This is a genomic window from Natrinema thermotolerans (genome assembly GCF_031165565.1).
GTDB lineage: Archaea > Halobacteriota > Halobacteria > Halobacteriales > Natrialbaceae > Natrinema > Natrinema thermotolerans.
Genome location: NZ_CP101873.1, coordinates 2,082,937 through 2,095,567, shown reverse-complemented (window position 1 = coordinate 2,095,567; position 12,631 = coordinate 2,082,937). Strand labels below are relative to the sequence as shown.

13 protein-coding genes are annotated in these 12,631 nt (G+C 64.7%); 6 read left to right on the top strand and 7 right to left on the bottom strand.

Annotated elements, in window-relative coordinates; translation table 11 throughout:
- Positions 1-147: 147 nt before the first annotated feature.
- A complete protein-coding gene (locus tag NP511_RS10830) occupies positions 148-1,086 on the top strand; it encodes a hypothetical protein (protein WP_211249102.1) in 939 nt (312 codons plus the stop codon).
- Between the two features lie 698 nt (positions 1,087-1,784).
- Here the strand turns inward: NP511_RS10830 and NP511_RS10825 are convergent.
- On the bottom strand, positions 1,785-2,222 hold the full coding sequence (locus tag NP511_RS10825; RefSeq protein WP_049965179.1) for an acyl-CoA thioesterase: 438 nt from the start codon (positions 2,220-2,222) through the stop codon (positions 1,785-1,787).
- A gap of 98 nt (positions 2,223-2,320) precedes the next feature.
- Here NP511_RS10825 and NP511_RS10820 point away from each other — a divergent pair, with 98 nt between their 5' ends.
- A complete protein-coding gene (locus NP511_RS10820) occupies positions 2,321-2,836 on the top strand; it encodes a CNNM domain-containing protein (protein ID WP_049965180.1) in 516 nt (171 codons plus the stop codon).
- A gap of 31 nt (positions 2,837-2,867) precedes the next feature.
- On the opposite strand, the gene NP511_RS10815 is transcribed toward NP511_RS10820, so the two are convergent.
- A complete protein-coding gene (locus NP511_RS10815; protein ID WP_049965181.1) occupies positions 2,868-3,872 on the bottom strand; it encodes an AAA family ATPase in 1,005 nt (334 codons plus the stop codon).
- A 63-nt stretch (positions 3,873-3,935) separates the two neighbouring features.
- Entirely contained in the window at positions 3,936-5,054 is a 1,119-nt protein-coding gene (locus tag NP511_RS10810) for a DUF7282 domain-containing protein (RefSeq protein ID WP_049965408.1), read from the bottom strand.
- Between the two features lie 268 nt (positions 5,055-5,322).
- Between NP511_RS10810 and rnz the strand changes: the two genes are divergently transcribed.
- Together rnz and NP511_RS10800 are read left to right on the top strand one after the other, a co-directional pair.
- Positions 5,323-6,261: a ribonuclease Z gene (gene rnz / locus NP511_RS10805; protein ID WP_049965182.1), complete on the top strand. Its 939-nt coding sequence runs from the start codon at positions 5,323-5,325 to the stop codon at positions 6,259-6,261.
- A gap of 190 nt (positions 6,262-6,451) precedes the next feature.
- Entirely contained in the window at positions 6,452-8,428 is a 1,977-nt protein-coding gene (locus NP511_RS10800; RefSeq protein ID WP_049965183.1) for a DUF460 domain-containing protein, read from the top strand.
- Positions 8,429-8,434: 6 nt separating this feature from the next.
- Here the strand turns inward: NP511_RS10800 and NP511_RS10795 are convergent, their stop codons facing one another.
- Together NP511_RS10795 and NP511_RS10790 are read right to left on the bottom strand one after the other, a co-directional pair.
- Positions 8,435-8,689: a DUF8015 family protein gene (locus NP511_RS10795; protein ID WP_049965184.1), complete on the bottom strand. Its 255-nt coding sequence runs from the start codon at positions 8,687-8,689 to the stop codon at positions 8,435-8,437.
- Between the two features lie 59 nt (positions 8,690-8,748).
- On the bottom strand, positions 8,749-8,928 hold the full coding sequence (locus NP511_RS10790; RefSeq protein WP_006648556.1) for a DUF7470 family protein: 180 nt from the start codon (positions 8,926-8,928) through the stop codon (positions 8,749-8,751).
- A 136-nt stretch (positions 8,929-9,064) separates the two neighbouring features.
- Here NP511_RS10790 and eif1A point away from each other — a divergent pair, with 136 nt between their 5' ends.
- Positions 9,065-9,355: a translation initiation factor eIF-1A gene (eif1A, locus tag NP511_RS10785; RefSeq protein ID WP_006183204.1), complete on the top strand. Its 291-nt coding sequence runs from the start codon at positions 9,065-9,067 to the stop codon at positions 9,353-9,355.
- A gap of 449 nt (positions 9,356-9,804) precedes the next feature.
- Complete coding sequence (locus NP511_RS10780; RefSeq protein ID WP_049965185.1) at positions 9,805-11,148, top strand: S8 family peptidase; 1,344 nt, start codon at positions 9,805-9,807, stop codon at positions 11,146-11,148.
- 18 nt (positions 11,149-11,166) lie between these two features.
- Here the strand turns inward: NP511_RS10780 and NP511_RS10775 are convergent, their stop codons facing one another.
- Both NP511_RS10775 and NP511_RS10770 read right to left on the bottom strand, forming a co-directional pair.
- Entirely contained in the window at positions 11,167-11,301 is a 135-nt protein-coding gene (locus NP511_RS10775; protein ID WP_257720305.1) for a hypothetical protein, read from the bottom strand.
- A 124-nt stretch (positions 11,302-11,425) separates the two neighbouring features.
- The gene (locus NP511_RS10770) at positions 11,426-12,538 is read right to left on the bottom strand and encodes a pyridoxal-phosphate-dependent aminotransferase family protein (protein ID WP_049965186.1); all 1,113 of its coding nucleotides are present in this window, start codon (positions 12,536-12,538) and stop codon (positions 11,426-11,428) included.
- Between the last annotated feature and the right edge of the window lie 93 nt (positions 12,539-12,631).

The following is a 12,631-nucleotide window of genomic DNA, read 5'->3' as shown; positions in this document are numbered from 1 at the left end:
TGGAGTGATTCGAATCGGTGTCGTACTGAGACCCGAGCTGAATTCGGCCAGAACCAACCCATATATAATTGAACAGAATTAGAAGCCACCATAAATATCATCCTAATAAAAAATTTATATTTATATGCGTCAACATTAATCTGGACCATGGGAAATAGACGTGAAAGCCCATTCTCACGACGATCAGTTCTTCGAAATACTGCCGCTGCAGGCATCGGCCTTGGAGCGCTCGGGACCGGATCCAGTTCTGTAGGAGCAGTCGGTTCGGAAACAGATCCGCTTATCGAGGAGATCGAAAACAAGCAGGCAGACAGACTGAAAGAACTAGTTCTCGAGAGTAATGAGCTAGCAAAATATAGAGAATACATACGGAATGAATGGGGCGGTGGAATTGCCGAGAGCGATACAAGTGTCTACAAATACCAGCGGAAGAACGCTGGATACGTCGTTTCCTTGCTCGTTGAGTCTGACGGACAACCAATCGCTGATCTGGCGTTTTTGGTTCAAGATGGCCGTATCCAAGCAAGTCAGTCGATGAGAAGTTGGGCTTACAAGAACTGGTCCGGTGAACAGAGATTAGTTCTGGAGCGGCTGACAGCAGACGGAGGAGAGTCTAATTCCTCCGGTCCGGGTGTTCTCAGCACTGGTAATTATGATGTTCAGGTTTCACGGGCTGGTGTAAACCTCAATGATCTCGGTTCACACTCCGTTTCTACCAGTGAACACGACAAGAGTGTTACAGCGGCCGGACTTATTCCGGATGTGCCTAGTTTCGATCCTGAACTTCCTGAGATAGATGGGCCGGAAGATATCCCTCACTGGGACGACATCCCTGGGATGCCCGATATAGATCCCTCTTGTGGCGATTGTAAGGGAACGTACGAAGCCGCCTGTACAATAGGATGCGGTGTATCAATTGGCACTATCTGTTTAACTGCCACCGTCGGAATCGGGTCGCTGGCCTGTGGCGCATTAGCATCAGTCATCTGTATAGTCTTCGATAAATTTGGCCAAGATGCTTGTATGCCGGCTGGAAACGATTATATCAATGCAGAAACAACTTGCAGTAAATTAGGATTCTGCTAGGCTATCTATTGACTACGATTATCTATACCAGGTTTTTTTGGGACGTAGAACAAGTAGAATAATGTGAAAAAACGGGGAATCCAATCACGACGAACAAGACCGCAGTAGATACGTCCCAATCTAAGAATAGAACACCAACTACTGCTGCAATTCCCATACCCGCAACCGCTGCAAGAGCGCGGCCTAACCTCTGTGTATCCACCATATTGTTTTTACATCTCCCCCACATTTCATTTTTTCCCACCTTATCTTAACAATGAGTTGGACAAACACTGGTTGAGACCTAAAGGACACGGCCAATGATACAGGATCGACGCCACCGATCATCCCCAGCCAACTCACGAGAAGTGGGCGGCTAGTCCCGGACATCAGATGCACACATTGCCGACACCGCCGACACGTTGCACAAAACTGGGATCGCAGAGCCATCCACCACGGTACGCTCTGGTATGGTAAGTTCGGCCCCGTCAATGCGCTGTTCGCGGGCGCACGCACTGGCTGTGACGGGACACTCGTGAACGAACTGGGGTGGAGTACCTCGCTCGTCGGAACTTCGACGGCGCCCTATCTTGGCCCGGTCACGCCCCAAGTCCGTGAATCTGAACCTCGTCGACAGGGACAACGACCTGATTACTTCCTCCTTCGGCTCCAAACTCTGAACGCATTGCCGTGGATTCTCTTGCTCGAGTGAGACAGAGTCAGTCCCCGAGCTCGTGGACGCGATCCCGAAGCCGTTCCCCCTTCTCGGTCTCGACGGTGATATCGGGAACCGGGACCTTCTCGCCGTTCTCGTCGATCGCGACGAAGGTGAACGTCGACTCGGTGGTCTTCTCGGTCTCGCCGCTGCGGGGCTCCTCGCGCCAGGCGCGCAGGGCCACGTGGACGCTCGTCCGGCCGGCGTCGTAGACGTAGGCCTCGACCAGCGCCGTGTCGCCGATCTGGATCGGGCGCTCGAAGTCGAGTTCGTTCACGCGGGCGGTGACGCAGGTCTCGCCGGCGAACCGCATCGCCGACATCGCGCTCACCTCGTCGAGCCACTTCATCAGGTTGCCGCCGTGGAGCGTGTCGTTGTTGTTCGCGTGGTTCGGCTGAACGCGGAACCGGTTCCGGATGTGGGTCTCGAGAAGCGTCGGCATACCCGCCCTTCGAACGGCGATCGGATAACGACCCGTACCGTACCCATATTGTCCGGAGAATCCCGCTCCTTCTTGAGTGTCGTCTCCAACACGGGTACATGGTCGACCTCACGCTGGCCTGGTTCGGACTCGGTGCCACCGTCGTCTTGCTGTGTTGTAGCGCCTTCTTCTCGAGCGCGGAAACGGCGATCTTCACGCTGCCGATGGCGTGGATCGACGAGCGGGCGGCGACCGACGATCCGCGAGCGGGCGTACTCAAGGGGTTGCGCGACGACCCACACCGGCTGCTGGTGACGGTCTTAGTCGGAAACAACGTCGTCAACGTCGCCCTCTCGAGCATCGTGACGGTCGTCTTCGCCACCTACCTGCCGACCGGCATCGCCGTCACTGCCGCGACGGTGGCCGTCAGCGTGGTCATCCTCGTCTTCGGCGAGATCGTCCCCAAGTCCTACGGACTGGGCAACGCCCAGGGGTGGGCGATGCGGGTCGCCCGACCGGTCTCGCTGGTCGAGCGCGCACTGTCGCCGCTGGTGACCGTCTTCGACGTCGTGACGGGGTGGATCAGCGACCGGCTCGGCGGGACGGCCGATATCGAGAAGCCGTACGTCGACTGAGTAAAACGGATCGGACAGGTATCCGGGACGGTCAGGCGTCCCGACCCAGTTCCGCCAGCAGTCCCGAGACGTGGAGCCGGTCGCTGGTCCCCTCGTGCATCTCGAAGTCGACGTCGGCGGCCAGCCGGTGGATCTCGGCGAGCTGCTCGCCCTGATACCGCTTGCGCGCGATCCGGAGGATCGCCTCGAGGACCTCGTTGCCGTCGAGCCCCTCGTCGACGAGCAGGTCGTCCAGCGTCGAGCGGGCGTCGGTGAACGCGCCGGCCTCGGCGTCGTCGAGCATCGACTCGATCTCGTCCTCGAGGCCGACCTCGCCGAGGGTCTCGTAGGCCGCGCTCATCGTGAGTTCGCCCGCGTCCTCGACGGTCGTCTGCGCCGCGAGAATGGCCTGCCGGAGGTTGCCGTCGGCGTAGCCCGCGACGAACTCGAGGCCGTCGGCGTCGTAGTCGACGCCCTCGCGCTCGACGACCCGCTCGAGGACGGCCACGATCTCCTCGCTGGTCGGCGAGGGGAAGGAGACGGGGAAACACCGCGAGCGGATCGGCGGGATGAGCTTGGTGGGCTGGCGCGTCCCGACGATGAACTGGGTCGTGCGGTGGTGTTGCTCCATGATCCGGCGCAGGGCCTGCTGGAAGTCCTCGCGGACGTCCTCGGCGTTGTCGAGCAGGATCGTGGTGTAGCCGCCCGAGACGGGCGCGTAGCTGGCCGACTCCTTGAGGACGTGGTTGATCATGTCCCGCTTGGACATCGACGACCGGCCGACGAGGAAGTGTTCGAACCGCGGGTCGTTCTTGATCTCGGTCTTGGTCCGGCCGAAGAAGTCGGCGACGTTGATCTCGACGAAGTCGTTGTCCGGGTCCGCGTGGGCCTCGCGGGCCAGTGCGCGCGCCGCGGCGGTCTTCCCGCTCCCGGGCGGGCCCTGCAGGAGGAGGTTGATCGGCTCCTCGACGGCCCGCTCCAAGTACTCGCGGGCGTCGTCCTGTGGCAACTCGGCCAGCTCCGGGGCGTGGGTTTCGGTCCACAGCGGCGCGTCCATCGCCAGCCGATAGGGGACAGGCGGGTAAGAATCGGTCGGTTAGTCGTCGGCCGGGGCGGGTCGCTACCCGCCGTCGGACTCGTTTCCGCCGCCGTCGTCCGCGCCATCTCCCACGTCCGCGATCGTGAACGTCGTTTCGACCGGCTCGCCCTCGAACTCGATCGGCGACGCCGCGTCGGCGTCGGCCGGGCTCCCCGCGTAGAGGGCGGCCGTCAGTTCGTCGTCTTCATCGATCGACGCGTCGTCCGAGAGAGCGATCGTCACGTTCTCGTGTTCGCCCGGCTCGAGCTGGTCACTCGTACCGACCACCGACCCGTTGTCTTCGACGGCCACGAACCCCTCCTCAGGCGTGGCGGCGGCCACCGTCACGCTCCCGTTGCTCGCATCGGTGACCGAGACGCTCGGCTCAGTGTGGAACTCGAGGTCGATCGTCGAGACCGCGCCGTCGGCGTCGGTGTAGATCCCGATCGTCCGCTCGCCCGGCGGCGCGCCGCTCGTATCGGTCTCGAAGGTGACGGTTCGGGACTCGCCACCCTCGAGTTCCAGGATCTGCCGTTCGAAGACCGCGCCGTCGATGCGGACCTCGACGGGCTGTTGGGTCTGGAACTCGGTCGGGTTGCGGATCGTCGCGTTCACCCGGATCGTCTCGTTGGTCGTCGCCGACGCCGGCGCGTCGATCGATTCGACGGCGAAGGAATCGCTCAGGGCGTCTTCCTCGCTCGTGGTCACCGTCGCGGTGTCGCTGACCGGGAACCCGTCCTCGAGGTAGGGCTGGTCCTCCTCGCCGTCGGTCTCGCCGTAGGCGTAGCCCTCCTGGTCCGAGGTATCCCGGTGGACCGTCGCCGTCAGCTGGCCGACGAGTTCGCGGGTCGCGTCGTCGGCGCGTTCGACGGTGACGTCCTCGTGAGTGCCGGCCTCGAGCCGGTTCGACACCGCGAGCGGCTCGTCGCCGCCGTCGGTGACGACGACGTAGCCGCCCTCGGAGAGTGAGACCTCGCGGATCGTGACCGCGGTACCGTTGCCCTGCTGGTCCTCGAACGTGACCGAGGCCTCGGGGTCCTCCTCGACGCCGAAGATGGCGGGGGCCTGCCCGACCACGATCCCGGCGGCGAGGACGATCGCGATCGCGAGCAGGATTGCGCCGATCCGCTTTACCGTGCCGAACGTCAGTTGCGGGCTCATCTGGGGGTCGTCGTTCCCCCATTCGGGCCGACGGTGGTAAAACGCGTCGTCCGTTCGCAGGACGGCGAATCGGTTCGAATCGGTTTCCCCGAATAGTCTCCGCTTACCACAGTTCACGGAGGCTGTCCGTTCGGACGCTGACCCGAAACTCGACCGGTACGCGCCCCCGCTACGGCGTTTGTCACCGCCTACTATCGCACGGCGGTGTCGAACGCCGCCCTCGAGCGATCCGAAGCCGGTTTAGTCGCGGCCCGCCGAGTCTTGGGCGATGCCACTGCGCGTGACGTTTCTGGGGACGGCCGGGGCGATCCCGACGACCGACCGGAATCCGAGCAGCGTCTTCGTCGCCCGCGAGGGCGAGGAGTTGCTGTTCGACGCCGGCGAGGGGACACAGCGCCAGATGATGCGCTTCGGTACGGGATTTTCCGTCTCGCAGCTATTCGTCACGCACTGTCACGGCGATCACGTCCTCGGGATCCCGGGGCTGCTCCAGACGATGGCGTTCAACGACCGCGAGGAGCCGCTGGCGATCCACACCCCCCACGGGACGCGCGGGCAGATCAAGGGCCTGATCAACGCGCTCGGAAACCGCCCCTCGTTTCCCGTGCGGATCAGCGAAGTCGGGGACGGCGACGTCGCCTACCGCGCCGACGAGTACGAGGTCCGCGCGTTCGGAACCGATCACGACACCCGCTCGGTCGGCTACGCGCTCCTCGAGGACGACCGCAAGGGCCGGTTCGACCGCGAGCGCGCCGAGGAACTCGGTGTCCCCGTCGGCCCGAAGTTCTCACGACTCCACGAGGGCGAGTCGGTCGAACTCGAGGACGGCACCGTCGTCGACCCCGAACAGGTCGTCGGTGACTCCCGCCCCGGCCGGTCGATCGTCTACACCGGCGACACCCGCCCGACCGAGGCGACGATCGAGGTCGCCGACGACCCCGACCTCCTGATCCACGACGCCACCTTCGCCGACGACCGCGCCGACCGCGCGGCCGAGACCGCCCACGCCACCGCGAGACAGGCCGCCGAGATCGCGAACCGGGCGGGTGCGGACCGGCTCGCACTGCTGCATCTGTCCTCCCGGTACGCCGGCTACACCGCCGATCACGAGGAGCAAGCTCGCGAGGTCTTCGCGGGCGACTCCGACGCCGTGTTCGTCCCCGACGACGGGGACCGCCTCGAGATTTCGTATCCCGGCAGCGAGTAGAGACGGTTTCCTGTCCGTCGTCGCCGGCGGGACCGCGACCGCCCTGCGGCCCCAACGGGGCAGCAAACCGTATGAGAGACGACTCGCGGCCGATCGAAACCGCTCGTCTGTCGGCGACGAGAGCGCACGTTCGATCGACATACTGCGAACCCGCGTCGGATTTATAGCCGCCTCGTCCCTACGACCTCCTGTGAGTACCCGAACGAGTGCGCTCGATGCAGTCGTCTTCGGTGTCGATATCCAGAGCGGTGACGTACGCGGCGACGCGCCATCGTACGCACTGGCCGTCTACGACGGCGACGACGTCAGCCGTGACGTCGTCACCCACCGGAAACTCCGGCGACTGATCGACGACGAGGAGCCGGCGATCGTCGCGACCGACAACATGTACGAGCTGGCCGCCGACAAGGACCAGCTCATCCACTTCCTGGGATCGCTGCCCGCCGACACCATGCTCGTTCAGGTGACGGGTGCCGAGCAACCCGAACCCCTCTCGAGGGTCGCGAAACGCCACGGCGTCCCCTACGGGAAAGACCCCATGCAGGAGGCCGAGGCCGCGGCCCGACTGGCCGCCCACAACGTCGGCCACGAGGTGTCCGCCTTCACCGACACGACGGAGGTCAAGGTCGCTCGGGGCCGCTCGACCGGCAGCGGCGGCTGGAGCGAGGACCGCTACACCCGCCGCATCCACGGCTCGGTCAAGAAGCGGGCCCGCGAGGTCGAGTCCGAACTCGAGGACGCGAACCTCGCCTACGAGCGCGAGGTCCGGGAGGCCTACGGCGGCTTCGCCAACGCCGTCTTCACCGTCGAAGCGCGGCCGCAGGACATCCCCGTCTCGCGCAACCGCTCGGGCGACGTCCGCGTCGAGATCGAACGGGAACGACGGGACGGCATCGAGTTCCGCCCGCTCGCGAAACGGCGCGATCACGTCGTCGTGGGGATCGACCCCGGGACGACGACCGCCGTCGCCATCGTCTCCCTCGAGGGCGAGGTGTTGGACGTCTGGAGTTCCCGCACCAGCGACACCGCCGACGTGATCGAGTGGATCGTCGAGCGCGGCCGGCCGGTCATCGTCGCCGCGGACGTGACCCCGATACCCGAGACCGTCGAGAAGTTCCGCCGGAGCTTCGACGCCGCCGGCTGGACGCCCGACAGCGATCTGCCGATCGACGAGAAACAGCACCGCACGCGCGACCACCCCTACGACGACGACCACCAGCGCGACGCGATGGCCGCCGCCCTCTACGCCATCGACGACCACGCGGATCAGTTCGACCGGATCGCCGACAAGCTCCCGCCGGGGATCGACCGCGGCGAGGTCACCGCCCGCGTCGTCGCCGGCGAGGAGAGCGTCGAGGCCGTCCTGACGGACCTGCGTGACGACGGCGGCGGCGAGGACGACGAGGCCGCCGAACACGAGCCCCGCGAACTCACCGAGGAAGAACAGCGGATCAAGGACTTGGAGCGGCAGGTCGAACGGCTGCAGTCACACGTCGAGACCCTCGAGGGCCGGGTCGAGGACCGCGACGACCGCATCGACGAACTCGAGTCCGAACTCTCCCTCGCTCGGCGCGAGGAACGCACGCAGGTCCGCAAGGACCGCGAGGTGAACCGTCTGGAACGGAAGGCGAACCGTCTGGAGCGCGAGCGCGACGAGGCCCGGGAGACGGTCGAAGACCTCGAGGGAAAAGTCGAGCGCATGAAGGCCCTCTGGAAGCTCGACCACTCGAACTTCAGCGACGTCTCCGCGGAGAAGGAGGGGCTGGTCCCGGTCAAGGTCGTCGAGAAGTTCACCAAGGGCGCGATCCGCGAGGCCGACGAGCAGTACGGGATCGCCAGCGGCGACGTGGTCTACATCCGGGACGCGAGCGGCGCGGGTCGCTCGACGGCCCAGCTCATGGCGGAGTTCGACCCCCGTGTGATCCTCAAAGAGGGCGGCCTCTCGGAGATCGCCGACGAGATCCTCTTCGAGGCCGAGGTTCCGGTCGGCCCCGCCGACGACGTGGCGATGCAGGAAGTCGACGAACTCGCCGTCGCCCGCGAGGACGACGTCGAGGCCGTCGTCGACGACTGGCACGACCGGGCCCGCGAGCGACGGAAACAGCGCAAGGCCTCGATGGTCGACCAACTCATCAGCGAACACCGGGCCGGCGACAACGAGGTCTGATCGAGATCAGTCGGCCGATTCGGTCGGCGACAGCACCTGCGGCACCTCCTCGAGATCGAGTTCTGCGCCGAGGTCCTCGGTATCGTCGACCGGGCCGTTGATAAACAGCGCGTGCCCGATGAAGGCAACCGCGACGACGCCGAGGGCGAGGATCCCCATCGGTGACGGGACCGGTGTCGCGTCCTCCACGAGGGCACCGATCCCGAGACTCGCCGCGATGGCGAGCAACACGAGGTCGGAGTAGTGAAGCGACGGTCCCATACCGGAACCGACGAAAGGGAGACCAAAACACAGCAGGGGACGGAACGGGCTCGAGACCGTCAGAACATGCCGAAATTCTGGAGCATGCCGGAGATCAGGGATTTGACCACGAGCCCGAGCCCGGCCAGGACCAGCGCCATCCCGACGGCGACGATCCAGTTCGCGTACGCGATGAGGCCGATTCCCGCGAGCAAGAGGACGATACCGGCGAGACCGAGCGCGCCGAGATTACGGAGCATACGCTGGGTTGCAGAGCCAAGCGAAATAAGCGGCGTGGTTTCGGGGGCTGAGCGATCGGGCCGTAACCGCGACGGCTAGCGATTCCGTCCACGCAATCAGTAAAGGGTTAAACCCCTCGACCGCCAATCTGGGGCCATGAGCGACGACGGCGAGGGCGGTCGGAAGAACCTCCGGATGCCCGAGGACGACGAGGTCTTCGCGACCGTCACGAACATGCTCGGGGCGAATCGAGTCAAGGTACGCTGTGCCGACGGCACCGAACGCACCGCGCGGATTCCCGGGAAGATGCAAAAACGCATCTGGATCCGTGAGGACGACGTCGTCCTCGTCGAACCCTGGGACTGGCAGGACGAGAAAGCCGACATCACCTGGCGCTACGAGAAAAGCGAAGCCGACCAGCTTCGCGACGAAGGCCATATACAGTAGACCGAACTTTTCCTCTGCGGGTGCGCCGAAGGCGCACCCTCGGGAAAACTTCGATGAAAAGCGCCGGAAGACGCTTTGCGTCTTCCGAGCCCTCGTTCGTTTTCACTCACGAGGACACTCCTCCTTCCCCTCCATTCACTGCGTTCATTACGGGTCAGTCGTCGGCCCGCGAGCGCCATACGGCGCTCGCGGTGAGCGGCGTCGTTCGGGTTCTTCGAACCGCTCACGGGTCGCTACGCTCCCCGTTCACGTTCTCGCGGTTCTCACTCGCTCCGCTCGTTCCGAACCGCGCACCGCTCACTCGCCGACGATACGAGTGGGGTTAGTTCCGCTTTCCGACACTATTCACTATCGCCGGCACCGATACCGCTCAAGGACGAGACAGATCGCTCCGACTGACTGTCGGCCGACACAGAAGACTTATTCGGTCGTTGTGCATCGACCCGCGCATGAAATGCAGCCGGCGGCGAGTACTCGGCGGTATCGGGGCCGGCGCTGTGGCCGGGCTGGTCGGCACGCCCGCGTCGGCTACGGAGTTCGAACCCGACACCGAGCGGGTGTTCGTCCACCCCGAAACGGGGCTGCTCGACGGACTCAGCGACCTGTTCGACCTCGTCGATGCCGTCGGCGGAACCACGCTCCTCGAGTTCGACAACTTCGAGTTCGTGGTCGCGGAGGTCCCGTCGGCCGGACTAGAGGAGTTGCGTCGCGACGACCGGGTAGCGTTCGTCGAAGACGACGACGAGACCGGAATCCCCGGGGACTGGTCGCCGTCCCTGCCGGACCTCCTGAATCCCCCTGACGGCTCCGACTGTGCCACCCATCCCGACCAACGACCGTCGTGGGGGGTAGAACGCATCGGTGCCGACGGCGTCGACCCGAACGGAGCGGGCGTCGACGTGGGGATCCTCGACACGGGGATCCAGTCGGGACACTGCAGTCTGTCGGTCGCCGGCGGGCGGAACTTCACCGGCGATGGGCCGCCCGGGGACTACGAGGATCGCCACGGCCACGGGACACACGTCGCCGGGATCGTCGGCGCGCTGGACAACGACCGCGGCGTCGTCGGCGTCGCCCCCGACGTGAACCTGCACGCGGTGAAGGTCCTCAACGACGACGGCTCCGGCCGCTACAGCCAACTGGTCGCCGGGATCGACTGGTGCATGTCGAACGACATCGAACTGATCTCGATGAGCCTCGGCGGTGAGTCCGAGAGTTCCTCGCTGGCTCGGGCCATCGACAAAGCACACTCGGCGGGACACCTCCTGCTCTGTGCGGCCGGCAACGAGGGCAACGACGGGCCCGACTCCTGCGACGCGGCGACGATGACCTACCCGGCGACCCACGAGAACGTCGTCGCGGTCACCGCGATGAACGAGGACGAGACGCTGGCGTCCTACAGCAGCGTCGGGTCGGCCGTCGACCTGTTGGCTCCGGGAACGGAGATCAACTCGACGACCGTCGACAACCGGTACGCACAGGCGAGCGGGACGAGCATGGCCTGTCCGTTCGTCACCGGCGTCGCGGCGCTCGTCTGGGAGAGACGCGATGAAAACGGGCCGGGACCGAACGATCCAGTCCGGGAGATCCTCGGCGGGACGGCCGAGACGGTCCTCGGAACGTGTGCGGAGGGAGACGGGCTCGTCAACGCCCGGGCGGCGGTCGGCGACGAACGCGCGACCGAGGGTACCACCTGGAACGACGGCGTCGTCGCCGGACTGCGATCGCTTCTCGAGCGGGTCGTCGATCTGATCGCCGACTTCTTCGAGTGGCTCCGGGGACTGTTCTCGTAGCCGCGGCGACGACCGACTCTAGAGCCCGGCGACGTCCTCGATCGCGTCGGTCAGTTCTTTGATCGACTCGAGGTCGTGTTCGCCCACGTAGACCCACCTTTTGCGCTGCGGGCTGGCATAGCCAGCCCTCGGCAAAAGCTGGACCAAAAGCACTCCTCACTCCCGGTGGTCGTTCGTCGGCCCGCTCGCTCACTGGCTCACGGCTATCGCCGTTCGCCTATTCGCGGCGCGACGCGCCGCGAAACCGTTCGTTCGCGGTGAATCCCTATGGCCCCCCTCACAGCCCGGCGACGTCCTCGATCGCGTCGGTCAGTTCTTTGATCGACTCGAGGTCGTGTTCGCCCATGTGGCCGATGCGGAAGGTCTTCTCGCCGAGTTGCGAGCCGTAGCCGTTCGAGAAGACGAAGTCGTACTCCTCGGAGACGGCCTCGATCGTCGCGGCGACGTCGATGTCCCGCGTGTTCTCGATGCAGCTGACCGTCTGGGACTCGTAGCCCTCCTCGGGGAACATATCGAAGTGGTCGCGCGCCCACTCGCGGGTGTACTCGGCCATCTCGCGGTGGCGCTCGTCGCGGGCGTCGTGGCCCTCGGAGAGCATGTGTTTCATCTGCTTGCGGTAGGCCAGCATGATCGGGATCGCCGGCGTCGAGTGGGTCTGGCCCTTCCGCTCGTAGTAGTCGATCGTCCGCTGGAAGCCGCCGTACCACGAGGCGGAGTCCTTCTCGAGTTCGCGTTCGTAGGCCTCGTCACTGACGACACAGACCGCCAGCCCCGGCGGCATCGCGAACGCCTTCTGGGTCGACGCGAAGATGACGTCGATATTGTGTTCGTCGATGTCGACGTAGTCCCCGCCCAGCGAGGAGACGGCGTCGACGACGAAGTAGGTGTCCGGATACTCGGCGACGACGTCGCCGATCTCCTCGATGGGATTGCGCACGCCCGTCGAGGACTCGTTCATCACGGTCGCGACGACGTCGTAGTGTTTGTCGCTTGCCTCGAGTTCCTCGCGGATGTCCTCGGGTTTGATCGCTTGGCCCCAGTCGTACTCGAGGCGGTCGACGTTCTTGCCCAGTCGCTCGGCCACGTTGGCGTGGCGCTCGCTGAAGCTACCACAGGTCGGGACGAGGATGTTCTCGTCGACGAGGTTGAGCGTCGACGCCTCCCAGAACTCCGTGCCCGATCCCGTCAGGATGACGACCTCGTTGTCGGTACCGAGGAACTCCTTGGTGTCCTCGACGATGGTCGTATAGAGGTCGGTCATCCGGTCCATGCGGTGGCCGAACATCGGCTCGCACATCGCCTCGATGACGTCCTCGCGCACCTCGGTCGGGCCCGGAATATACAGCGTCTTGTCGGGGTAGTCGCCCGTGTATTCGCGTTTTTCGGTCACGGATATCACCTGATACGGGCTACTGCGAAGCGAGGCGGTATGGTACTTTTGATGCCATCCTGAGAGCGGGGATCACCGGCGAGAAGCACCCCG